The organism is Sporomusa intestinalis (assembly GCF_055383785.1).
Map to the genome: position 1 here is coordinate 1,338,911 of NZ_AP042390.1, position 23,067 is coordinate 1,361,977.

A 23,067-nucleotide genomic window follows, 5' to 3' on the forward strand; every position below is an offset into this window, starting at 1 on the left:
CGCTGCTGATCAGGAATAGACTGAAGGCTTAGGAATATTGTCCTAAGCCTTTTTATTTTTGCTGTGCATAGAGGAAGAGGATTGTAGGGGCCGCTGCCAGCTGCGGCCCCTGACTAGTCGGTGGAAGGGGTGCCGGAATAAGCTTGGACAAAATAGCTATCAATGTGAAGTTTATGCTGAGAGCCTTGCGTTATCGTAATTATCGTTTGTTTTTCAGCGGGCAAGCTGTTTCTACAATTGGTACCTGGATGCAAACGATTGCCATGAACTGGCTGGTGTATAGGCTGACTGATTCCGCGTTCATGCTGGGCACCTTCAATTTTTTTAATTCTGCGCCAGGTTTGCTGTTGGGGCCTGTGGCCGGTGTAGTCGCCGACCGTTTTAACAGGCACAAAATCATTATCATAACCCAGTCGTTAGCGATGCTGCAGGCAGTATTGCTGGCGGCTTTAGTGATAACCGGCAAGATAGAGGTTTGGCATTTATTAGGGTTAGGTTTCCTATTAGGCTGTATTAATGGCTTTGATTTGACTGCCAGACAGGCATTTGTTGTCGACTTGGTTGAAGACAAGGATGATTTGCCCAACGCCATTGCCTTGAACTCTATTATTCTCAGTGTTTCCAAATTGGCCGGACCATCGCTAGCCGGCGTATTGATTGCCCTAGTGGGTGAGGGAGTATGTTTTCTGCTAAATGCGGCCAGTTTCATTCCTGTGCTGGCGGCTTTGCTGTCTATGCGCGTTCAGGCACCAGTTGTACGGGAAAAAGAAAAAAATTCGCCGCTGCGGCAGATGCATGAAGGCTACCTGTATGCCTATCATTTTCCCCCGATTTGTTATACGGTGCTGCTCCTGGGGGTGGTCAATCTGGCAGGTACGGTATATGTTACGCTAATGCCGATTTTTGCCCGCGACGTATTTGCCGGCGACTCGTACATATTGGGGCTTCTGCTGGGGGCTACAGGCTTGGGCGCGGTTTGCGGAGCGACCTTCCTGGCCTCCCGGCCTAATCCGCAGGGCCTGGAGAGAGTGATTCCGTGGGCGGTTGTTCTGCTGGGAATTACATTGATCGTGTTTTCGCAGACAAACTGGTTGTTGCTCGGGCTGGTAATGCTCTTTTTTATTGGCCTGGGGTCGATTGTTCATATGGCAGCATCCAGTACATTAATGCAATCCCTGGTGGATGAAGATAAACGCGGCCGCGTTATGAGCCTGTATTCCATGTCGTTTGGGATGACTCCCTTTGGCAATTTGCTGGCCGGCATCATGGCGACCTACATCGGTGCAGCGGCAACCGTTAGTATTGGCGGGCTGGTTTGTGTGGCCGGGGCAATATTGTTTTTTTGCCGGCTGCAGGATATTGAAAAACATACCAAACATGATGACAGAATCGATGAACAACGTGTGGTTGTCCATCCGGCCTGTAAAAGGGTTTCGGGCGACTCAGGGGGACGGTTCTCTTGAGTCAGTTTTCCGAACTGATAAGGTGTGAACTGGCATAGTCCCCTACGGCTTTTCAGCTACAATTATGTTCATCGCATGCCTGTGGGCAAGGCCGGAAGAGTTACAGTCAAAGATTATTTCCTCACATTCTTTGATCAGCCAGTTGCTGTAAAGGGAAAAAAGTTCGCCTGACAGCCAGCTGTGGGCATTCGGTTCCTGTTCCGGGGCGGGGGGAATAAACGGTTTGGTCACAAAGGCCGATAAAACATGAAGGCCCTGCGGGGAGGTATGCTGCTGGTAGTTGTGAAATATCTCCTGCCGGAGTTCCGGTTTCAGATAATGGAGAACACCATTGGAATACAGGATATCGTAATTGGATTCCAGCCTGAAATCCAGGATATCGGCTTTAAAGACATTTACATAGACACCAATTTTATCGGCCAGCCTTTTGGTTTTTTCGATACCGGCATCGGCTATATCAAAGGCGGTTACCTGATAGCCGTTTCTGGCAAAGAATACGGCGTCTTTGCCTTCACCACAGCCAATGTCCAATAGTTTTAGGGGTTTAGTCGGCGGCAGCATGGCTAATATTTTATAACACATTTTTGCTGGTGCAAGACCCCAGTAATAATCAGCCTGGGCATATTCCTCCTCATAAATGGTCCGCTTCTGTTCCTGATGCGAGGTATAGCCCATGAGTCTATCAATGCTGACCTCCAATATACTGGCTAGATGCGGTAACAGGGTGATATCCGGATAGGTCTGGCCGGTTTCCCATTTTGACACTGCCTGAAATGTAATATTAAGCTGGGTAGCTAATTCTTCCTGCGTAATGTTTTTGAGTTTACGGTATCTACTGATGTTTTTTCCCAGACTGCTTTTCATACAGCAAGACCTCATTTCCCCTTATTTTTTCTTTCATTATAGCGGTGCAGCAGTAGCAGAACAATAACCGAGTGCTTGAATGCTTGCCGGACTCAAATGACAGTTGAGTGAATAAAATCGTATTTAATTGACAAAATTTACCGTTGGTGATAGAATAAAAATATAATTACATATAAATTGATTTGATAGTAGTTGGTTGATTGGTAAAAGCTAAAGGCCAAGGAGCTTTCCGGCAGGAGGGTTTCTTGCCTTTTTATTTAATTTTAAAGGAGTGTGACAACATGCCGGTTATTACTATTGAGGCAGGAAAGCTGGATAAAGAGCAGAAGGTGCTGCTGGTAGAGCGGTTTACCAAAACCGCGAGCGAAATACTGAAGATTCCGGAACAGTCTTTTATTGTCCAGCTTAAAGAGAATGAAAGTGACAACATCGGCGTTGGCGGTAAGCTGTTAACCCAGGTGCTGGCGGAGCGCAATAGCAAATGAGCCGTCCTGTTGTCGTGAGTCAGCCGGCATACGTCCGGTATGCCTCCTTCCTCCGCCTTGCTTTGCGAAAAATGGCCTCGCCATTATTCTACCGTTAAGGCTGACAAGCTGCTAGTCAACGAACAGCGGGGTCATAAACTATGATTCTGCTGTTTTTTTCTTAAGAAGAAAATAACTGCTGGCTGTTGGCAGTCCTGCCAACAAATTGGTGCACGGAAAGTTGCGCCTGTTTATAGAGCGTCTGTTATACTGGCGATAAAGAGAGGATAGTATAATGGACTGGATCGACAGAATGAATGGTGCGATGAGTTATATTGAAGACAATCTGGCGGCAGAAATTGATTTTAAAACCGCAGCGGCGATAGCCTGCTGCTCGGTATACCATTTTCAGCGGATGTTTTCTTTTATTACCGAGATTCCCTTATCGGAATACATACGACGTAGAAGGCTAACCTTAGCCGCCGCTGATCTGCAGAATACTGATATTAAAGTCATCCATTTAGCCCTCAGGTATGGCTATGATTCGCCTGTTTCCTTCACCCGCGCTTTTCAAAAAATGCACGGTGTCACGCCCACGGCGGCGCGCGAGACAGGAGCCCGGTTAAAAGCTTATCCCCGGCTGTCCTTTCATATATCATTGAGAGGAGATAAGGAAATGAATTACAAAATCGTTAAGAAGGACGGGTTTGAGGTTGTTGGCAAATCGATGCGGGTATCTACGGTCAATCAAGCACAGCTGAAGTTAATTCCCCGGTTTTGGGCTGAGGCTTGCCGGGAGGGAACTGTCGGCAAACTTGCTGATATTGCGGCGAACGGCGCGGCTGGCCAAACTAACCGCAAGCTGCTGGGGATTTGCACCGATTTTCGTGACAATAATGAGTTTTCTTATGTTATTGCCGTCGAATATACGGTTAAAGAAGAATGCGCAGGGTTTGAGGTTTTTCATATTCCTCCTGCCGACTGGGGCGTATTTGAGGCAACCGGCCCAATGCCGGGGGCCATCCAGGCGCTGTGCAAACGCATATATACTGAATTCTTTCCTGCCGGCGGCTACGAGCGGGCTGAGGGGCCTGATCTGGAAATCTATTATGAGGGTGACAGTACCAGTCCGGACTACCGGTCTGAGATATGGATACCGGTGGTTAAACGCCCTCTGTCTGCTACCAGGGAATAGCAGGAAGTGGCATGGATAAGCAACAGGGCGATAATTTAGTCCAATAATGGCAAAAGGCAATGTAGGCCGACAGGCTGGTTATGAGCAATAACCGTCAGCTATATTTTTGGTAAAAGCATTGGCAATTAGACAGAAAGGGTTGAGGTGTACGTTTTTTGACTAACGTACATCTCAACCCTGGTTAGCCGTTATTTGATTATTGTTACCGTTCCTTCCCGGCGTGGCGGCGCGGCCGGTGGTTCGCCCGCATTATAGCCGAAGGCCCCTGAGCCGATGATCGTGTAGCCGGCGGGAATGCCTAACTCCTGCTTCAGTGCCCGCCCTGCTTCTGTGTCAAACAGCTGGCGCAGGGAATGAATCCAGCAAGAGCCTATGCCTAAAACATGGGCTGCCAGGAACAGGTTGCCGAGGGCCAGGCTGCCGTTGGCCTGGGGGGCAATGGCTTTTTCATCACCAGAGACGATAATCAATGTGGGGGCATGGTAGAAGGGGCTGAAGTTTTCCGCTTTGGCCCGTTCGATTAACCCGGGATTGCCTGAATTGAGAAAAACAGTCTGCAGCACATGATTGATTTTACTCCAGTTCGGCATAGGACAAAGCAAACTTCAGCTTTAAGAAGGGTAAGGCGGCATAAAAAGCACCGGGAGACATATCAACAACCCCATGCGCGAGGGCTAACAGCCATATTGACTTGGGTACTGCTTTAAATGAACGGAACAGTTCAATCACTTCTTCCCTTTGCTGTGCAAAATACTGAAGGCTAAGGTATATCAAGCAGATATACCTTAGCCTTCAGTACGTACCGATCAGCTGTTGCCAACATCATATAATGCCAATTAGTTAATACAACCGTGATGTAATTGATTTTTTACAGTTATATAGTACTACAGGGGTTGGATGGTGTCAATATAAACCAGCAGTCTGTACTGCGTGGCGGAACTATACAGAATGAGCATAGCCGTTAGGCGACACCGCAGCGCTGCCTGAATTTTACATTACCCAGCAGGATATTTACTTGAACAGTAGTATATTAACATTGAACAGGTGACTGCTGCATTACATACCAGGTAGTCACGTTAACAGGAGGCGGGCATCTATGTACAATGACACCGTGCTTGATCATTTCTCCAATCCGCGGAATATCGGTGAAATAGCCGATGCCGACGGGATTGGTACTGTGGGCAACCCGATAGACGGTGATCTAATAACGCTTTATATAAAAATAGACGATAATGTCCTGACTGATGTCAAAGTCAAAACCTTTGGCTGTGCCGCGGCGATAGCGGCCAGCAGCATGGTTACGGTTATGGCTTATGGCAAGACGGTGCCAGAGGCCCTGGCGATAACCAACGAAGCTGTGGCCGCAGCCCTGGACGGGCTGCCTCCCAAAAAAATAAGGTGTTCCAATATTGCCGCCGATGCGCTTCACAATGCGATTGCCGATTATTACGCCAAAGCCGGCGGACAGGAAGGTGAGCAGGATGATACTTGCCAGGGTGCAGATCAATAGATATTTGCGGCATATTATTATGCCGGAGATTAGCGGTCCGGGCCAGAAAAAACTATTGGAGTCGGCAGTATTTGTTTGTGGGGAAAGCACAGAAGACGCAGCTCCTGCCATCTATTACCTGGCGGCGGCCGGTATCGGCCGCATAGACTGCCGGCTGGAAACGGCAACCGGGTTTGACCGGCTGGCGGCCGATATCCGGGACTTGAACAGTGATGTAGCGCTGGCGCTGGCGGACGGAGCGGACAGCCAATTACGGATTTTCTCAGGCAGTCCGGCCTTTATTGTCAGACAGAGAGAAAATATAGTCCAGGCTTTTTTGCCAGTCCTAATAGCTCCCCACCAGGGCTGGCAAGGAGGCATTCAGGTATGCAAAGAACCGGCAACAGCAGAAACTTTGCTGGCGGCCTTAGCGGCCGGGCAGCAACCGGCCAACCCTGGTGTCAAAGATTATTTGCTGGCGAATGGGGTATTTTCCCGTTGCCTCTCAGGCGCATTATGCGCTATGGAAACTGTCAAGCTAATCCTTGCTATTGGCGAGACAGCAGATAACCTGCTCTGTTTTGACCTGCTGTCCATGGATTTTAGAAAATCCAGCGGCCAGGATATTGACAAGCTGGCAGCCGAACTGTGGGCGGTAAAACCCGAAGACTGCCGGGAAACGAGACTGGAGCACGGCAAGGCGCTGATTGTCGGTACCGGCGGGCTGGGTTCGCCGGCTGCCTATGCCCTGGCCGCCGCCGGTATCGGCACCATTGGCCTGGTGGATTATGATGTTGTGGAGATCAGCAATCTGAACCGTCAGATACTGCATGGCGCTTCCCGGATTGGCAGGCCGAAAGTGGAATCAGCGGCAGTTTTCCTGAAGAAATTAAACCCGCAGCTTACAGTTAATGTTTACAATACCAGCCTGACCAAGGAAAACGTGTATGATATTCTTGCCGGTTATGATGTTGTCATTGTCGCAGTCGACAATTTTCCGGCCCGGTTTTTACTGAATGATGCCTGCTTTTTTGCCGGCAAACCGATGATTGATGCCGGCGTGCTCAGATTTGACGGCAGTTCTATGACCATTATCACGCCTGCAGGCCCCTGTTATCGCTGTACGCTGCCGGAGATTCCCGCAGCCGGCAGTGTGCCGTCCTGTTCTGAGACCGGCGTATTGGGGGCTTTGCCGGGAATTATGGGCTTTATCCAGTCCGCAGAGGCGGCAAAATTATTATCCGGCCAAGGCCAGCTTTTGCAAGGCCGGGTTGTTTACCTGGACGGATTATTCAGCCGTTTTTTAACCCTCCGGTTGAACAAAGCCGACAACTGCGCCCTGTGCGGGCCTAAACCTACGATTCACGAACTGCAGGAGTATGAGTTTGTGTGTGCCGATGCAGCTGAGACGGCGGCGCCGTGATGCTGTCTGCCAGTCAGAAACCGGTACAGATTACTAGGGAACAGGCCCGGCATTTCGTGCTGGCCCATCAGGGCTTGTGGCCGCCCGGCCGGTGGGCAGGCAAGCAGGGGATTCTAGCCTATATCCGGCGTGTGGGCTGTATCCAGTTTGATCCCCTGAGCATTGTGGGCTATAATCAGGAATTAGTGCTGCAGGCCCGGGTGGCCGGGTTTCGTCCCCCTTTGCTGCAGGAACTGCTGTATCAGGAGCGCAGTCTGATCGACGGCTGGGATAAGAATATGTCTATTTATTGTACAGCGGACTGGCCTTATTTTGCCCGCAACAGAGAAAAAGCCTGTCATAGCCTGCGCAATAGCTCCGAACTGGAGTGCTTTTTGCCTCAGGTTCTCAAAGAGATAGAAAAGCGGGGGCCTTTGTCCTCGCGGGACCTTAGCTATGATCAGCTCATTGACTGGTCCTGGGCTCCAACCCGGATTGCCAGGGCAGCACTGGAAACACTGTACTTTCGGGGAGAGTTGGTTATCCATCATAAGGCTCGCACCCGTAAAGTCTATGATTTGGCCAGCCGCCAGCTTCCCCCGGCCCTGCTGCAGGCACCGGACCCCAATCAGACCGAACAGCAGTATCATGACTGGTATATTCTCCGCCGGATCGGCAGCATTGGGTTGCTGTGGAGCAAGGCCGGTGATGCGTGGCTGGGGATGGCGGGCATAAAGAGCGGCGAGCGGAGTGCAGCGCTGCAGCGGCTGCTTAGGCAGGGCAAAGTTATTGAGGTAGCAGTAGCAGGAATACAGCCGCCGCTGTACATGCGGAACGAGGATAAAGTTTGCCTGGCCAGCGTCCTGCAACAGTCTGCGCAGGAATGTCAGGCCTCCATACTGGCTCCTTTGGATAATCTGCTCTGGGAACGGCAGCTGGCTAAAGCGATGTTTAATTTCGATTACCGCTGGGAAGTTTACAAACCGGCTGATAAGCGGGTATATGGCTACTATGTATTGCCGGTCTTGTATGGTGACCAGTTTGTAGCCAGGTTTGAGCCGTCAATTGCTAAACAGAGCAGGACACTGGTAATTAAGAACTGGTGGTGGGAGCCTGGCGTATCTCAATCAGAACAAATGCGGGCTGAAATTCAACGGTGCCTGCTGCGATTTGCCAACTATCTGGAGGCTGACTTTATTCCCGGCCATAACGAACCTTATAAGTAAGCAGCGGCATGATGAGACCCCCGGAATTATTCCAGGGGTCTCATCGTTTACGCAGTGAAAGTGCTTAAGGCCAGTGGGTGGTTTTATTGCGGCAGGCCTCTTTTTTCCAATTCCTGTTCGGCACTGGTCAGTTGAATGCAGAGTGTAAATAACTCCATGGCTTGTTTCAATTCCGCCAGCGGCGGGAAGGTGGGGGCAAGCCGGATGTTGCTGTCCTCAGGGTCCCTGCCATAGGGGAAGGTGGCCCCGGCCGGGGTCAGGACAACGCCGGCCGCTGCCGTCTTGGCCACTATTTTTTTAGCACAGCCGGGCAGGGTAGCGACACTAATGAAGTAACCGCCCTGCGGTTTACTCCAGGAGGCCAGGTTTTTGCCGCCTAACTCAGCTTCCATAATGGCTATGGCCAGATCAAATTTTGGCTTGATGATCGCCGCATGTTTGCGCATATGGGCTTCAATCCCGGCCCGGTCTTGGAAGAACCGGACATGCCGCAACTGATTCAGTTTATCTGGACCGATGGTTTGGATGCTAAGGTGTTTTTTAAACCATTTGATATTGGTTTCGCTGGCGGCGAGGGCGGCAATACCGGCGCCAGCCAGGCTGACCTTGGAGGTGGAAGTGAAGACAAAGACCCGGTCAGGCTGACCGGCCTGTTTACATTCGGCCAGCATGTTTAATAGCCGGGGCGGGGTATCGGTCAGATGGTGCACGGTGTAGGCATTATCCCAGAAAATCCGGAAATCGGGGGCTTTGGCCGGCAGGGCTGCCAGTCGTTTTACCACGGCGTCAGAATAAGTAATGCCAGTGGGGTTGCTGTGTTTGGGCACACACCAGATTCCTTTAATTGACCCATCGGCAGCTGCCAGTTGTTCTACCTGTGCCATATCCGGGCCATCATGCTGATAGTTAATCGGTATCAGTTCCATGCCAAGATGCTCGCAGATGGCAAAATGCCGGTCATAGCCGGGGCTGGGACAGAGAAATTTTACCTGTGGCTGTTTTACCCACGGGGTTTCACTGCCTGGCAGACCATGCAGCATCGCCCGGACCAGCAGATCGTTCATCAGGTTCAGGCTGGAATTGCCGCCAATGATGACCTCCTCCGGCTTGGCCTCCAATAGCTGGGCGAAAAGTTCCTTGGCCTCCGGGAGACCGTCCACGCCGCCGTAGTTCCGGCAGTCGGTGCCATCGGCCGCTTGATAATCTGTCTGATTGAGGCAATCTAAAAGCCCGTTGGCCAGGTCGAGCTGATCAGGGCCCGGTATGCCGCGCGACATGTTTAATTTTAGTTTCCGGGCCTGGAATTGGTCATAGCGGCGGCATAACTCTGTATAGCATTGCTGTAAGGCCTGGTTATCCATTGTTTCTAATTCCGTCATGGTTGCATCGCTCCTTTGCACTCTTTATATTATACAGGATTTGCTAATTTGCCGGCAATAAATTTATCAGTAGGTACCTGCCCGCGGCCGGGTAAAAATAGGCTCAGGTCTTGACAATTACAGGAAATGATACTACTATATTAAATAAATAACTTACCTGGTGAGTTGGCTGATCAAAAAAGAATGAAGGCCAAGAGGTTGTTGCCACAACTTCTTTGGCCTTTTGTGTTTTTACCATATTGTTAGCGGGAAAATGGGGGGAATGTATCATGTCTTTAGTTGCTGTTGCCAGTTCGGACGGAATCGCGATCAATGAACATTTTGGCCGGTCGAAGGCATTCTGGATTTATGAAGTGGCGGAAACCGGTGAATACCGGTTTGTTGAACGCCGGGAAAACCAGGGCCAGGGCCACACGGCCGCAGCCCGGCTGCTTACTGATGTGGAGGTCGTGCTGGCAACACAGATTGGCCCCCGGGCCGAGCAGGAATTGCAAAGCCAGGGCGTGCTGGCCTTGCCGGTGTCCGGCCCTGTTGACAAAGCGTTAAAGACTTATGGCCAAAGGCGCAGGTTGATCAAAAACCATATCCCCGGCGCAGGGGCCGCAAGCCGGCCGGGCGGCTGCGGCGGCTGCCCGGGGGGCTGCAGATAGAGCAACGATTACTGACAAACAATATTGACAATTGATTTTACTCAGAGGTATAATGACTTAAGCGTACATGCAAAGTAGCATTGCTGACTGGTTAACAAATCAGAGGCTGTGTTCCATTATTATGGGATACAGCCTCTTTCATTTTTTACAGCCTGCTCTTTTTTTCTCTCCCGGCCGCCCCTGCTGTCTGCTTGGATTCTATAGAGCCGGATATAATGCAAAGTTGACCAGACATACTGGAGGCTTGGGTTTACGCCTGTTGTTGAGACAGGGGTAAAACCAAGCTTTTATTATTATATTTCTTTCAGTCAAGCGAGGTGAAAATTATCATCACGGTAACAGATGTAAGCAAGACCTATATTACACCCCACGCCCGCATAACTGCCCTGCGCAGCGTAAACCTGCAGATTGAAAAAGGTGATATTTTTGGCATTATAGGCTTTAGCGGGGCCGGCAAATCAACCCTCATCCGGTGTTTAAACAGGCTGGAGGAACCTGACTCCGGCTCTATTGTTATTGAAGGCCGGCCGATTACCGGTATGGACAAAAAGCACCTGCGGCAGGCCAGAAGGAAAATCGGCATGATTTTTCAGCAGTTTAATCTATTTGATGCGAAAACGGTTTTTGAGAATGTGGCTTTCCCGCTGGAGGTTGCCGGCCATCGCCGGGAATTTATCAATCATAAGGTGAAACAGCTGTTGGCGCTGGTTGGTTTGGCCGATAAGGAGCAGGCTTACCCCCTGCAGTTGAGCGGCGGTCAGAAGCAGCGTGTAGGCATTGCCCGGGCTCTCTCCAACGAGCCGAGCGTCCTCCTCAGCGATGAGGCGACTTCGGCCCTTGACCCGCAGACAACCCTGTCGATTCTGGAATTATTGCAGGATATCAATAAGAAACTGGGGCTGACGATCGTGCTGATCACCCATGAACTGGATGTGCTGCGCCATATCTGCCATAATATGGCGGTAATCGAACAGGGTGAAATTGTCGAAACCGGGCCTGTCGATAAATTTTTTCTAAACCCGGAAAGTGATACGGCCAAACGGTTTATTTCCACTCTGCAGGGGTTCCGGGCCAAACGGATATACCGGGAGGGAGAAGGCATTTGAGTGAGGATTTGCTGGATTTATTATTCACTGGTTTTTATGAAACCATCTATATGGTGGTTCTCTCTACACTGGCCGCCTTAGTGCTTGGTTTTCCCCTGGGGGTCATTCTGGTAGCAACTGAAAAGGGGCATGTGCTGGAATCGCCCAGAATCAATAAGGTCCTGGCTACAACTATCAATGTTGTCCGTTCTTTTCCGTTCATTATTTTAATTGTCGTCTTATTGCCTTTAGCAAGATTTATCGTGGGCACCACCCTCGGGGCCACAGCCGCGGTAGTGCCGCTGGCGATTGGGTCGGCGCCGTTTCTGGCCAGGATCATTGAGAACTGCCTGAAGGAGGTCGGTTACGGCAAGGTCGAAGCGGCAATGGCTATTGGCGCCAGTCCGCTCACCATCATTACCAGAGTCATGATTCCCGAGGCGCTGCCCTCGCTGGTCAGAGGCATAACCCTTGCTATTATTGCCATAACCGGCTTTACCGCCGTGGCCGGGGCCATTGGCGCCGGCGGGCTGGGCAGCCTGGCCATCCGGTTTGGGTATATGCGCTTCCGGGATGATATTATGATTGCCACTGTTGTCGTGCTGATTCTATTGGTCCAGGGGGTACAATGGGGAGGTGACAGTCTGGCCAAGTATATTAATAGAAAAAGGTATAAGTTTGACTAACAATTTATAATAAGGGGATGATTGTGTGTTAAAAAGAAACCTGGTCTTTAAGGCTCTATTAGCTGTCGTCAGTGTTGTTTTTGCCGGCAGTGTATTGGCAGGCTGCTCAGCCGGCAATAAACAGAGCGCCCAGCCGGCGGCGCAGCCGGCTGCAAACCAGGAGGTGACTGTCAAAGTCGGGGCGGCAGTAGTGCCTCATGCCGAGATATTAAATTTTATTAAACCCAAACTGAAACAAGAGGGGATTAACCTGGAGGTAGTGGTGCTGGATGATGAGGCGCAATTAAATCCGGCCCTGCACAGCAAGCAGATTGATGCCAACTATTTTCAGCATGTTCCATATTATGAGTCGGTAGCCAAAGAAAAAGGGTACAATTTTACTGTAGCCGCCAAGGTGCATGTGGAGCCGATCGGCTTTTATTCACAGAAGATCAAAGCTAAGGATGAGCTAAAAGACGGCGCCACAATCGCTATTCCGAACAATCCCTCCAACGAATTCAGGGCGCTGGTGTTATTGCAGGCCAATGGACTAATTAAACTGAAAGACGGTGTAGCCAACTTCTCCGCCACACCGCGTGATATTGCCGATAATCCGAAAAAGCTGAAATTCGTTGAAGTCGATTCGGCGCAGCTTACCCGGTCGCTGCCTGATGTTGATGGCGCTATTATTAATACTAACTTTGTTCTGGAAGCGAAAATAGATCCTAAATCGGCATTATTCAGAGAAGATGCCAACTCACCCTATGCCAATGACCTGTTTGTCAGAACAGGCGATGAAAACAGGCCTGAGATCAAAAAAATTGCTGAGATCCTAACCTCGCCTGAGGTAAAGAAGTTCATTCAGGATAAATACGGTGTTGCTGTAGTGCCTGCGTTCTAGCCAACTCAACATATTTTTCAGAACGATAGGGGGTTGAGCATGAAGCCTGTTAACCTTACCGAGGCGGAGGTTCCCGTGCGGGAAATCCGTCTCGGGTCTATCACCGGTTTCGAGGGAACGGCCGGAGAACTGGTGCGTTGCGCCCGGGCCGGCAGCCTTACCGAAAGTACCCGCAGTTTCAGTCAATGTATGGGCTGCAGTTCGAATAATGCTTTTTGTCAGCTGGCGATGATTCAGGATGCTGCCGTTGTCAACCATGCGCCGGTGGGGTGCGCCGGTGATTTCTTTACCTTCAACTTTGTCTACCGGGTAGGCCAGATGGAGAGAAAGCTGCCGGCGGTGATGGGCCGTTATTTTAATACCAACATTGAAGAGCAGGATACCATTTTCGGCGCGACGCAAAAACTGGCAGACACCATCCGGGCGGCTTATCAGCGCGTACAGCCTAAGGCCATATTTATTACTACCTCCTGCGCCTCCGGCATCATCGGTGATGATGTGGAGGGGGTGGCCAATGAATTGAGCGGGGAATTGGGCATTCCGGTTGTCGCCTGTTTTTGTGAAGGGTTTAAGTCGAAAATCTGGACGACAGGCTTTGATTCCGCCTATCATTCGATTGTCAGAAAGATCGTAAAGCCGCCGGCCAGGAAAGCCAATAAAATTAATATTGTGAATTTCTGGGGCAGCCATATCTTTGATCAATTATTGCAGCGCTTAGGGTATGAAGCCCGTTATATTGTCCCCTTTTCCACGGTCGCCGAGCTGGAGCAGATTGCCGAGGCGGCTGCCACCATTCAGATTTGCCCCACACTGGGCACCTATATCGGCGCGGCGCTGGAGCAGGTGTATGGCGTGCCGGAAATCAAAGCCCCGCCGGCTTACGGCATTGCCGGCACCGATCAATGGCTGCGGGAGCTGGGAAAAGTCCTGGCCCGGGAGCAGGAGATCGAGACAATTATTGCCGAGGAGCATGCGCGGGTACTGCCTGCGCTTAGCGCCTGCCGTGACAAGCTGCGGGGGAAAACCGCGTACCTTACGGCCGGGGCGGCCCACGGCCATGCCTTGATTGCGGTGCTGAGAGAATTGGGCATGGCTGTGCAGGGGGCTGCTATTTTCCATCATGACCCTATTTATGACAACGGCGATATAACCGCTGACGCTCTGGCCCATGACGTGGCTACTTACGGCGATATCCCTAATTATAATGTCTGCAATAAACAGGCCTATGAACTGGTTAATATTCTGAACAGGGTAAGGCCGGACATTATGATTGCCAGACACGGCGGTATGACCCTGTGGGGAGCAAAGCTGGGCATTCCCACGCTGCTGATCGGGGATGAGCAGTTCGGCTTTGGTTATCAGGGCGTCCTCAATTATGGGGAACGCATTTTAGAGACCCTGGATAACCGGGAATTTGTCACCAATCTTGCCAGACACAGCACAATGCCTTATACCAAGTGGTGGCTGGAACAAAACCCATTCTCATTTCTCAGGGGTGACTTGGATGTCAAAGTTTATTGAACAGCCGCGATACTCTTGCGCCTTAGGCGCACAGCAGTCGGTCATTGCAATCAAAAGGGCTGTTCCTATCCTTCATGCGGGACCCGGCTGCGGCGATAAAGTCAGCCGGCTGCTGGGGCAGGGAGAGGGTTATGCGGGGGGCAATACCGTGCCCTGCACTAACGCCAGCGAGGCGGAGATTGTCTTTGGCGGTGAGGGCAAACTGGACCGTGTGATTGAGGGGGCGTTCCAGGTTATTGATGCTGATCTCTATGTAGTGCTGACCGGCTGTACTGCCGATATTATCGGCGATGATGTCGGGCAGGTCGCAGGCCGGTACCAGTCTGAGGATAAACCGCTTGTGTATGTGGAGACAGGCGGCTTTAAAAGTAATAACTATGTAAGCCATGAAACTGTGGTTAAAGCCATTATTGACCAGTATGTCGACAAATTCAAGACAGGCACGGCGCCAATTAAGGGGCTTGTCAATGTGTTTGCCTCCATTCCCTACCAGGATCCCTTCTGGAACGGCAATCTGGAGGAGCTGAAGCGGATGCTGGCAGGAATCGGGCTGACGGTAAATATTCTGTTTGGCGCCGCGTCCGGCGGCGTAGCCGAATGGAAAACCATTCCCCAGGCCGAGTTTAATATTGTTGTAAGCGCCTGGCCTGGCCTTGGCATTGCCAGGCATCTGCACGGTAAATACGGAACTCCCTTTCTGCAGTTTCCCTATTTGCCAATTGGTGGTGTCGAGTCAACGAAGTTTTTGTGGCAGGTTATTGATTTTGCCGGTCTGGATAAAGCGCAAGCCGGTGCTTTTATCAAAGCCGAAGAAGAGCGCTTCTATCTGCATATTGAGCGGACAGCCGATTTTATGCTGGAATTCAGATATGGTCTTCCCCGCAGATTATATACGATATTAGATGCTTCCTATGCGCTCGGTTTTGCCAAATATCTGCTAAATGAGCTGGGGATTATTCCGGCCAGGCAGTTTATTACTGACGACACGCCGGCCGAGTTTCAGGCGGCGATCTGCGAACAATTTCAGCATATTTCGGAATTGCGTTCAGCCCTGGTGAGTTTCTCAACCGATGGCGGCGCGATTCAGGCAGAAATCAGAAATGATAACCATAAAAGCAGAGCCTTGCTTATCGGCAGTGGCTGGGAACGGGATCTGGCCAGGGAAATCGGAGCCGACCTGTTGATTGTCAGCGTGCCTGTGGCTTACAGGCTTGTCCTGCATTGCGGCTATGCCGGCTATAACGGCGGCCTGCGTGTAATCGAAGATATTTATGACCGGGTGCTTGCTACCTATCGGTAGTATTGACGATTGTTATTTCCAGGCTGATTAGAATGACTGAAGGCCGGGGTGCAGTGCATTCCTGGCCTTTGGGCATTTTTTCATATAAAAGGTTTTGAGGAGGGAAAGTCATGACAGTGCACAAGTTTCTGGTGATCTCCTTGGTGGTATTCCTCGTGGGGCTGGCCGTCCTTTATACCGGGGGCAACCGGGTGCCGTTCCGGCAGCAGGGCGGCACCCATGAAAAGCACCAGTCCTACCTGCCGGGGCCGGTCGAACCCCTGGCGGCAGGTATAACAGGCAACAAGCCTGAGTCCGGGCCTATCATTGCTAAAAGGAGTTGAACCATAGTGACAGCCTATAAATTGTTAGCGTGGAGTGCCATTCTGCTTAGTGCCCTGCTGCTCATCCTGCCCCGGCTGATCCCTATCTGCACCGGACTGATGAAAAATGGCAGCCCGATGGCCTGCCATTATACCTATCAGGCGGAGTTTATTGTTGGGCTGATCGCGCTCATTCTTGCCGGTGCCCTGCTGGTGCTGCGTACGGACGAGGCCCGTCTGCTCAGCGGTTTTGTCATTTTGCTGTTAGGCATTACGGTTGCTATCCTGCCTCAGGCCTGGGCCCTTGGTATTTGTGAGGCCGGCGGGTGCCAGAAAACAGCTTTTTTCAGTACGGCTGGCGGCGTTTTGCTGGCTTTGTCAGGGGCTGGGATAGTAGGGCTGACCTGGCGCAGCAACCAATTGCATGAATAAGGCTGGGGAGAAGGAGACTAGAGACTATGATCGTTCTTATTTGGAAAAGCCTGCTGCACCGCCGGCTCCAGAGCCTGGCCATTATTGCTTCCATTGCTGTTGGCGCCGCTATAGTCTTCAGTGTTGCCGCCATATATAACGGGGTAGCCGCAGGCATGGAGCTTTCCAAACAGCGAATGGGGGCTGATATTGTCATTGTGCCGTACGGCGTGACGCTGGAGCCAAGCCTGCTCTTATTCGGCGGGGCAACAGCAAACTCGTATATGCCCCAGGAGTATACCGAGGGGGTACGGGGGGTTGCGGGGGTTCGTACGGTTACACCGCAGTTTTACACCCATTCCCTAACGGCCGATTGTCATGACATTGGCAGCCAGAACCGGATGATTGGTTATGATCCGGCCAGTGACTGGATCATTGCCCCCTGGCTGAAAAAGGTCCATAAAACCGAACTCAGTGATGACGAGGTGATTCTGGGCGCGAAGGTGCCGATCTGGACCCAGGATAAAATATCCATATTGGGCAAGTGGTATAACATCGTGACCATTGCCGAGGAAACAGGAACAACTCTGGACTATTCCCTGCTGGTCAGCATGAATGAGGCCAGACGGGTGGTTGCCAGGGATACCTCGCTCAAGCAGGTATGGCAGGAGCAGGGGCCGCCGGCGGGACTGATTTCGACCCTGCTGGTCCAGGTTGAGGAAGGCGCCGATATCAGCAAGGTAGTCGCTGATATCCAGACCGTGGGGTTCATGAAGCCAATTGTGGCGGCAGAAGTTAAAAAACGGATCGCCGATCAGTTTACCGTATTTGGCTTCCTGCTGGGCGGCATTGGCTTACTGGCAGTGCTGACCTCGCTGCTGCAGCTGTTTGCGCGGTTTTATACACTGACCTGGGAGCGGCAGGCCGAATGGGGCCTGTACCTGGCCTTTGGCGCTTCCCGGCGGCATATTGGCGCCATTATTGCCGGCGAGGCAGTGACGGTTTCGCTGGCCGGGTCGATAGCCGGGCTGGTGCTGGGCGGCGGATTGTATACAGCCGGACTGCACCTTTTGGCCAGCTATCAGTCCTTTCCTTTTGTGCAGCCGACCTGGCTCTTTTTTGCCGGTATCGCCGCACTGACTACTGTGGTATTTACCGGGTTAGGGGCTTTGGCTGCCTGGCTGCCGGCCTACCGGGGCAGCCGTATCGACCCCAGTGTCATCATGACCAGGGGCGAGTTTGACTAAAAGGAGAAGGATAATATGAGCAACCTGATTGAACTGAGGGGTGTTGGCAAACAGTACGGGGAGGATGTCATTCTGGCGCAGGTTTCCTTTACTTTGGCCAGGGGCACGGCGGTGGCGATTACCGGCCATTCCGGCGGCGGCAAGACTACCCTGCTGTCGATTATGGGACTGCTGCAAAAGGCAACCACCGGTACGGTGCTGGTAGCCGGTAAGGATATTGGCAGCTTGGATGCTTCCCGGCTGGCTGCCTTGCGGGGGGAATATGTGGGTTTTGTTTTCCAGAGGGCCCGCCTGATCCATTCGCTGACCGCGCTGGAGAATGTAATCGCCCCGGCCTGGTTTATCAGGAAGGGGATAAACGTGGAACAGGAGGCGAAGGCCTTGCTGGCAAATTTCGGGCTGTCCCACCGTCTGCACCATAAGCCGCAGGAGCTTAGCCTTGGTCAGCTGCGGCGGATTGCCCTGGCCCGGGCTCTGCTGCTTAAACCGCCGGTATTACTGGCTGATGAGCCGACTAATGACCTTGATCCGGCTTTGGCGGACGAGGTTGCCGAATGCCTGCTGGCCGCCCGCACAAACGGTACCGGTGTGGTCATTGTTACCCATGATGCCGGCCTGGCCGCCCGCACCGATCAAACCTTCCAACTGGCGGAAAAAACGCTGCGTCCGGCCTAAGCGGTTAGAAAGCGATGGGCGCAAGCAACAAAATAAAAATAAAGTGAGCTGCCTGATTTTGCTTCAGGTAAGCTCACCTTTATTAAATCTGTCAATCAATGGCCTTTGCATACGGTGCAAGGACTATTTTTCTGCATGGTTAACCACCGGGTCACCAGGTCTGTCAGCTCTTCATGGCGGCCTGTAAACACATGGTCGGCCTCCAGCCGGATCATCTCTTTCCGGCCCCGGTAGTAGTCATAGATAACCTCAGAGCCTGCCGGCGGCACGACAACATCCTGCGTCCCGTGGATAATAAGCAGGGGCGAGCATTGCCGGCCAAGCTGCGGCAGCAGCTCATAGCGGTTTTCCAGGAGATCCTGCACAAAATTGGGGCTGAGACGGAAGCCCTTGCCTAAAAAATTGGCGACTGTCTGACCCTGCAAAGCACGCTGCCAAAGGTCCGGGCCCAGGATAATGTCCCGGAAGTTTTCCACAGGCTGGGTCACCGGCGCTAACACCACCCGGCCGGCAATGCCGGCATCTTCGTGCCTAAGGACAATCAGGCCGCCCAGGCTGTGGCCCGCCAGATACACCGGCAATCCTTCAAACTCCGGCACGTTCTTCACCCAGTTGACCACACTCCGCAGATCTTCCTGCCAGTTCTTGATGGTGGTATCTGCCGCGAAATCACCCTCGCTTTCCCCGGAGCCGGTAAAGTCAAAGCGGACGGCAATCATGCCGGCCGCGGCAATGGCATTGGCCAGCTGCAGATTTAATTGATTAGAGCCGATTTTATCGCTGGTAAAGCCATGGCAGCAGATCACAACCGGTGTCTGGGTTACCGTGAAGCTGTGGGCATGAATCATGGCCGACAGTTTACGGTTTTGGCTTACTATCCATTCATGCTGTTTCATTTGCAGTCATCCCCCTTAAAATAAAAGAGACCAGAAAACGACTCGCGTCGTTTTTGGCCTTTAGTTTTTCTAATCAGCTGTTTAGTATTAATTTTATTAAATTATAGCAGGGGTTGCGAGATTCGTCAATATAGCGAAAATAATCATAACGCGAAAATAATCAGGAAAACATTTTATAAATGCCTTGTGTTTTTTTGGTGTGTTCAGTATAATAAGTTACAAGTCAATTTTATACCAATACGAGACTGATTGGTAAAATCAACCAAAGGTCAGAATAACAGTTCTGGGGAATTGTTGTTCTGACCTTTTTTTGATCCGGAGCGAAAGCTTTGCTTTCGTACAGATGAAGTGTTAACTGATGTTAACACTTCATCTGATGACAAAACCTGGGAGGGGTACACATGAGTAAAAAGATTAAACAAATTGCCATCTACGGCAAAGGCGGCATTGGTAAATCAACCACAACGTCCAACATCAGCGCTTCGTTATCGAAGCTGGGGTATAAAGTGATGCAATTTGGTTGTGATCCCAAAGCCGATTCCACCAACACGCTGCGCGGCGGCACATATATCCCCACCGTTCTTGATACCTTGCGGGAAAAAAATAAGGTACAGGCGGAAGATGTGATTTATAAAGGGTTTAATGGCGTGTATTGCGTGGAAGCAGGCGGACCGGCCCCGGGTGTGGGCTGCGCCGGCCGGGGGATTATTACGGCTGTGCAGCTGCTGAAGCAGTTAAAAGTCTATGATGAACTGGATTTGGATGTCGTTATTTATGATGTGCTCGGCGATGTGGTGTGCGGCGGCTTTGCCGTTCCTATCCGTGAGGGCATTGCCGAACATGTATTTACTGTCTCGTCCGCCGATTTTATGGCCATTTATGCGGCCAACAACCTGTTCAAAGGCATTCAGAAGTATTCGAATTCCGGCGGGGCGCTCTTAGGCGGCCTGATTGCCAACTCGATCAACCTCCCCTATGCCAAAGAGATTGTTGATGATTTTGTGCACCGGACACAAACACAGGTTGTCGAGTACATTCCCCGGTCGGTGACTGTAACTCAGGCTGAACTCCAAGGGAAAACAACCGTCGAGGCGGCACCTGACTCAGAACAGGCGAAAATCTACAGCCGTCTGGCGCAGCGGGTGGTAGAAACGGTAGAATCCAAAGTGCCGTCGCCGCTGGAAACAGCTGAATTGCGCGAGTGGGCGGCTAAATGGGCCGATCATTTGCTGGCCTTGGAAACAGGTGAAGTCCGCAGTGCTGCTGCCGGGATCTGACACGTCTTGGCTGAGGGGGACTGTAACTGCGCGGATTGAAAAAAGCGAGGTGAAAACATATGGCATGCATATGCTCCGGCCCTCTAAGCGGGGATCTTTTGGAGAAAACCAGCAAACATCCCTGCTACTCTGCCGATGCCCATCATAAATACGCCCGTATACATTTGCCGGTGGCTCCCCGGTGCAACATCCAATGTAATTACTGCAACCGGAAGTTTGATTGCGTCAATGAGAGCAGGCCCGGTGTTACCAGCGAGGTGCTGACACCCGCGCTTGCCTGCGATAAATTCGTCTGGGTAAAAGAAAAAATTGCGAACCTGAGTGTAGTCGGCATTGCCGGGCCGGGCGATGCCCTGGCGGACTGGCCGTTAACCAGGCAGACAATCGCCGCCATCAAAGCCCTCAATGAGGATGTTGCTTTCTGCTTATCGACGAACGGACTGCTGCTGCCGGAATACGCCCCGGAGATTGTGGCCTTAGGTATCCGGCATGTTACGGTAACGGTTAATGCCCTGGACCCTGTTATCAGCGCCAGAATTTATGCATTTATTACTTATCAGGGAAAGACCTATACGGGCACCGCGGGCGCCGAATTATTGCTGGCTAATCAGTTAGCCGGCATAGCCTATCTGGTGGCGCAGGGGGTGCTTGTTAAAATCAATATTGTTATGATTAAAGGCCTTAATGACACGCATATACCGGCTGTAGTCAAAAAGATGAAAGAGCTGGGTGTGTTTGTTACCAATATTATGCCGCTGATTCCGGCGCCGGGGAGTGCTTTTCAGCATCTGCCCCAAACCAGCACGAAAGAAGTTAATGCCCTGCGGGATATCTGTCAGCTTGATATTCAGCAGATGCGGCACTGCCAGCAATGCCGGGCCGATGCGGTCGGCTTATTGCATGAAGACCGTTCCCAGGAGTTCCGGCTGGCCAACCGCAGCCAGGACAGCGGGACGGCGCCCCAAAATGAAGCCGGGAAATCATACCGGATTGCCGTTACGTCAAAACATGGCAAACTGGTTGACCAGCATTTCGGCCATGCAACCCGTTTTTTCATTTATCAGGGAGACGGACAGGAGTTCCAGCTGCGGGAAACCCGGGCTGCAGCCCAGTACTGCGCAGGCATGGCAGAATGTGATACAACCGGCTTAGACAGCCGGCGGGAGCAGCTCATTGACTTATTGCAGGACTGCGATGCGGTGCTGACGATGCGAATCGGCTATCATGCCAAAGAGAAACTGCAGAACAGCGGCGTGTACATCAGCGAATACTGTGACACCGTTGAAACCGGTCTGCGTTATACAGTAAGCCAGCTTGAGGCTTTGCCCCTTAAGCAGGCCAGCGGCTTTAAGTGAGCTGGAAAAAGTGATTGACAAATACTTACTAATCAGTATAATTGTAGTTAATTATACAGGGAGATTATTGGCTGATCAGAAGGACTGAAGGCTGAGGTATTATCTGCGGATGTGCCTTAGCCTTTTTATTTGCCGGCTAATCCGACGGTGCAATACTGAGGGTTGGCAATGCGGCGGCGGCAGTTTCATAACAGATTTGACTGATCAGTAGAGCAGCTGAAGGCAAAGATTATTCTCACCAGAATTCATCTTTGCTTTTTTGCTTATTATCTGTTTTTCGCAGGTGAGCAAGGTTAATTCCCCGATTGAGAAAATGTTAAGGAGGAGCATACTATGTCGAAAATTGCCGGCAGTATTACTGCTTTAATCGGCGGGACCCCGCTTATCAGGCTTAATAAAGTAACTGCAGGAGCGCAGGCTGAGGTAGTCGCCAAGCTGGAGTCCTTTAATCCCGGCGGCAGTATTAAGGACCGCATTGGCTTCAGCATGATCAAAGACGCCGAAGATAAGGGAATCATCAATCAAAATACGGTCATTATTGAACCAACCAGCGGTAACACAGGCATTGCCCTGGCCTTTATTGCTGCCGCCAAAGGCTATCGCTTGATCCTGACAATGCCCGAAACCATGAGTCTGGAGCGGCGCAGCCTGCTAAAAGCCTATGGGGCCGAGCTGGTTCTGACTCCCGGCCCGGCCGGCATGAAAGGGGCGGTGCTGAAAGCGGAGGAGCTGGCGGCGGCAACACCGAACTCCTTTATTCCCCAGCAGTTTAACAACCCTGCCAATCCGGAGATTCACCGGGCTATTACCGCCGAGGAAATATGGCAGGATACAGACGGCAAGGTCGATATTATTGTGGGGGGAGTAGGTACAGGCGGCACTATTACCGGTGTCGGCGAGGTGCTCAAAAAGCGGAATCCCGCTATCCAAGTGGTAGCAGTTGAACCCTTTGACTCGCCCGTGCTGTCCGGGGGCCAGCCTGGTCCCCACAAGATTCAGGGAATCGGCGCCGGGTTTGTTCCCAATGTGCTGAATCAGGATGTGATTGATGAGATATACAAAGTGAAAAATGACGAGGCCCTGACCATTGCCCGCCGGCTGGCCAAAGAAGAAGGAATCCTTGTCGGCATTTCTTCCGGCGCGGCCGCTTTTGCTGCCCTGCAGGTGGCTAAACGTCAGGAAAACAGCGGGAAAACCATTGTGGTCATCCTGCCGGATACGGGCGAGCGCTATTTGAGTACTGTGCTTTTTGCCGAGGAGTAATTCTCATTAGGACTGCCTAATTCCTATTTGCAAAATA

At 51.6% G+C, this 23,067-nt stretch carries 24 protein-coding genes; 19 read left to right on the forward strand and 5 right to left on the reverse strand.

Annotated features, from left to right (window positions below; all coding sequences use genetic code 11):
• The first annotated feature begins 143 nt into the window (after window positions 1–143).
• Window positions 144–1,463 carry an MFS transporter gene (locus ACZ481_RS06080; RefSeq protein WP_464769270.1) on the forward strand — a complete coding sequence of 440 codons (1,320 nt, stop codon included), beginning with the start codon at window positions 144–146 and terminating at the stop codon, window positions 1,461–1,463.
• A gap of 42 nt (window positions 1,464–1,505) precedes the next feature.
• Here ACZ481_RS06080 and ACZ481_RS06085 read toward each other — a convergent pair whose 3' ends face one another.
• Window positions 1,506–2,327 (reverse strand): methyltransferase domain-containing protein, encoded by an 822-nt coding sequence (locus tag ACZ481_RS06085; RefSeq protein ID WP_464769271.1) that lies wholly within the window; start codon window positions 2,325–2,327, stop codon window positions 1,506–1,508.
• A gap of 281 nt (window positions 2,328–2,608) precedes the next feature.
• Between ACZ481_RS06085 and dmpI the strand changes: the two genes are divergently transcribed.
• Both dmpI and ACZ481_RS06095 read left to right on the forward strand, forming a co-directional pair.
• Window positions 2,609–2,812 carry a 4-oxalocrotonate tautomerase DmpI gene (gene dmpI, locus ACZ481_RS06090; RefSeq protein WP_464769272.1) on the forward strand — a complete coding sequence of 68 codons (204 nt, stop codon included), beginning with the start codon at window positions 2,609–2,611 and terminating at the stop codon, window positions 2,810–2,812.
• A gap of 274 nt (window positions 2,813–3,086) precedes the next feature.
• Window positions 3,087–3,986 carry an AraC family transcriptional regulator gene (locus ACZ481_RS06095; RefSeq protein WP_464769273.1) on the forward strand — a complete coding sequence of 300 codons (900 nt, stop codon included), beginning with the start codon at window positions 3,087–3,089 and terminating at the stop codon, window positions 3,984–3,986.
• A gap of 188 nt (window positions 3,987–4,174) precedes the next feature.
• Here ACZ481_RS06095 and ACZ481_RS06100 read toward each other — a convergent pair whose 3' ends face one another.
• Together ACZ481_RS06100 and ACZ481_RS06105 are read right to left on the reverse strand one after the other, a co-directional pair.
• Window positions 4,175–4,576 (reverse strand): nitroreductase family protein, encoded by a 402-nt coding sequence (locus ACZ481_RS06100; protein WP_464769274.1) that lies wholly within the window; start codon window positions 4,574–4,576, stop codon window positions 4,175–4,177.
• Complete coding sequence (locus ACZ481_RS06105) at window positions 4,560–4,715, reverse strand: hypothetical protein (RefSeq protein WP_464769275.1); 156 nt, start codon at window positions 4,713–4,715, stop codon at window positions 4,560–4,562. Before ACZ481_RS06105 ends, ACZ481_RS06100 begins: the two co-directional genes overlap by 17 nt.
• A 367-nt stretch (window positions 4,716–5,082) precedes the next feature.
• Here ACZ481_RS06105 and ACZ481_RS06110 point away from each other — a divergent pair, with 367 nt between their 5' ends.
• From ACZ481_RS06110 to ACZ481_RS06120, 3 genes are read left to right on the forward strand one after another with little or no spacing between them, the layout of a single operon-like run.
• Window positions 5,083–5,496, forward strand: a complete 414-nt coding sequence (locus ACZ481_RS06110) for an iron-sulfur cluster assembly scaffold protein (RefSeq protein WP_464769276.1) — start codon at window positions 5,083–5,085, stop codon at window positions 5,494–5,496.
• Window positions 5,468–6,898: a ThiF family adenylyltransferase gene (locus ACZ481_RS06115; protein WP_464770585.1), complete on the forward strand. Its 1,431-nt coding sequence runs from the start codon at window positions 5,468–5,470 to the stop codon at window positions 6,896–6,898. Before ACZ481_RS06110 ends, ACZ481_RS06115 begins: the two co-directional genes overlap by 29 nt.
• Window positions 6,898–8,103, forward strand: coding sequence for a winged helix-turn-helix domain-containing protein (locus ACZ481_RS06120; protein ID WP_464769277.1), 1,206 nt, complete (start codon window positions 6,898–6,900; stop codon window positions 8,101–8,103). The genes ACZ481_RS06115 and ACZ481_RS06120 overlap by 1 nt, the downstream gene beginning before the upstream one ends.
• 83 nt (window positions 8,104–8,186) lie before the next feature.
• On the opposite strand, the gene ACZ481_RS06125 is transcribed toward ACZ481_RS06120, so the two are convergent.
• Window positions 8,187–9,482, reverse strand: a complete 1,296-nt coding sequence (locus tag ACZ481_RS06125; protein ID WP_464769278.1) for an aspartate aminotransferase type Ic — start codon at window positions 9,480–9,482, stop codon at window positions 8,187–8,189.
• Window positions 9,483–9,751: 269 nt separating this feature from the next.
• Between ACZ481_RS06125 and ACZ481_RS06130 the strand changes: the two genes are divergently transcribed.
• From ACZ481_RS06130 to ACZ481_RS06175, 10 genes are all read left to right on the forward strand, one after another.
• Window positions 9,752–10,132, forward strand: a complete 381-nt coding sequence (locus ACZ481_RS06130; RefSeq protein WP_464769279.1) for a NifB/NifX family molybdenum-iron cluster-binding protein — start codon at window positions 9,752–9,754, stop codon at window positions 10,130–10,132.
• Between the two features lie 317 nt (window positions 10,133–10,449).
• Window positions 10,450–11,238 carry a methionine ABC transporter ATP-binding protein gene (locus ACZ481_RS06135; RefSeq protein ID WP_464769280.1) on the forward strand — a complete coding sequence of 263 codons (789 nt, stop codon included), beginning with the start codon at window positions 10,450–10,452 and terminating at the stop codon, window positions 11,236–11,238.
• Window positions 11,235–11,903, forward strand: coding sequence for a methionine ABC transporter permease (locus tag ACZ481_RS06140; RefSeq protein ID WP_464769281.1), 669 nt, complete (start codon window positions 11,235–11,237; stop codon window positions 11,901–11,903). The genes ACZ481_RS06135 and ACZ481_RS06140 overlap by 4 nt, the downstream gene beginning before the upstream one ends.
• A gap of 25 nt (window positions 11,904–11,928) precedes the next feature.
• On the forward strand, window positions 11,929–12,783 hold the full coding sequence (locus ACZ481_RS06145) for a MetQ/NlpA family ABC transporter substrate-binding protein (RefSeq protein WP_464769282.1): 855 nt from the start codon (window positions 11,929–11,931) through the stop codon (window positions 12,781–12,783).
• 39 nt (window positions 12,784–12,822) lie between these two features.
• Window positions 12,823–14,304: a nitrogenase component 1 gene (locus ACZ481_RS06150; protein ID WP_464769283.1), complete on the forward strand. Its 1,482-nt coding sequence runs from the start codon at window positions 12,823–12,825 to the stop codon at window positions 14,302–14,304.
• Entirely contained in the window at window positions 14,288–15,604 is a 1,317-nt protein-coding gene (locus ACZ481_RS06155; RefSeq protein ID WP_464769284.1) for a nitrogenase component 1, read from the forward strand. The genes ACZ481_RS06150 and ACZ481_RS06155 overlap by 17 nt, the downstream gene beginning before the upstream one ends.
• 110 nt (window positions 15,605–15,714) lie before the next feature.
• Window positions 15,715–15,927: a hypothetical protein gene (locus ACZ481_RS06160; RefSeq protein ID WP_464769285.1), complete on the forward strand. Its 213-nt coding sequence runs from the start codon at window positions 15,715–15,717 to the stop codon at window positions 15,925–15,927.
• A 6-nt stretch (window positions 15,928–15,933) separates the two neighbouring features.
• Window positions 15,934–16,338, forward strand: coding sequence for a DUF4418 family protein (locus ACZ481_RS06165; protein WP_464769286.1), 405 nt, complete (start codon window positions 15,934–15,936; stop codon window positions 16,336–16,338).
• A 26-nt stretch (window positions 16,339–16,364) separates the two neighbouring features.
• Window positions 16,365–17,564, forward strand: coding sequence for an ABC transporter permease (locus ACZ481_RS06170; RefSeq protein ID WP_464769287.1), 1,200 nt, complete (start codon window positions 16,365–16,367; stop codon window positions 17,562–17,564).
• 15 nt (window positions 17,565–17,579) lie between these two features.
• Window positions 17,580–18,239: an ABC transporter ATP-binding protein gene (locus ACZ481_RS06175; RefSeq protein ID WP_464769288.1), complete on the forward strand. Its 660-nt coding sequence runs from the start codon at window positions 17,580–17,582 to the stop codon at window positions 18,237–18,239.
• A 95-nt stretch (window positions 18,240–18,334) separates the two neighbouring features.
• Here ACZ481_RS06175 and ACZ481_RS06180 read toward each other — a convergent pair whose 3' ends face one another.
• Entirely contained in the window at window positions 18,335–19,135 is an 801-nt protein-coding gene (locus ACZ481_RS06180) for an alpha/beta hydrolase (protein ID WP_464769289.1), read from the reverse strand.
• 401 nt (window positions 19,136–19,536) lie between these two features.
• On the opposite strand from ACZ481_RS06180, the gene nifH reads away from it, so the two are divergent.
• The 3 genes from nifH to cysK all read left to right on the forward strand — a co-directional run bounded on the left by nifH (window position 19,537) and on the right by cysK (window position 23,030).
• Window positions 19,537–20,412: a nitrogenase iron protein gene (gene nifH / locus ACZ481_RS06185; protein ID WP_464769290.1), complete on the forward strand. Its 876-nt coding sequence runs from the start codon at window positions 19,537–19,539 to the stop codon at window positions 20,410–20,412.
• A 59-nt stretch (window positions 20,413–20,471) separates the two neighbouring features.
• On the forward strand, window positions 20,472–21,767 hold the full coding sequence (gene nifB, locus ACZ481_RS06190; RefSeq protein WP_464769291.1) for a nitrogenase cofactor biosynthesis protein NifB: 1,296 nt from the start codon (window positions 20,472–20,474) through the stop codon (window positions 21,765–21,767).
• A gap of 333 nt (window positions 21,768–22,100) precedes the next feature.
• A complete protein-coding gene (cysK, locus tag ACZ481_RS06195) occupies window positions 22,101–23,030 on the forward strand; it encodes a cysteine synthase A (protein WP_464769292.1) in 930 nt (309 codons plus the stop codon).
• The last annotated feature ends 37 nt before the right edge of the window (window positions 23,031–23,067 follow it).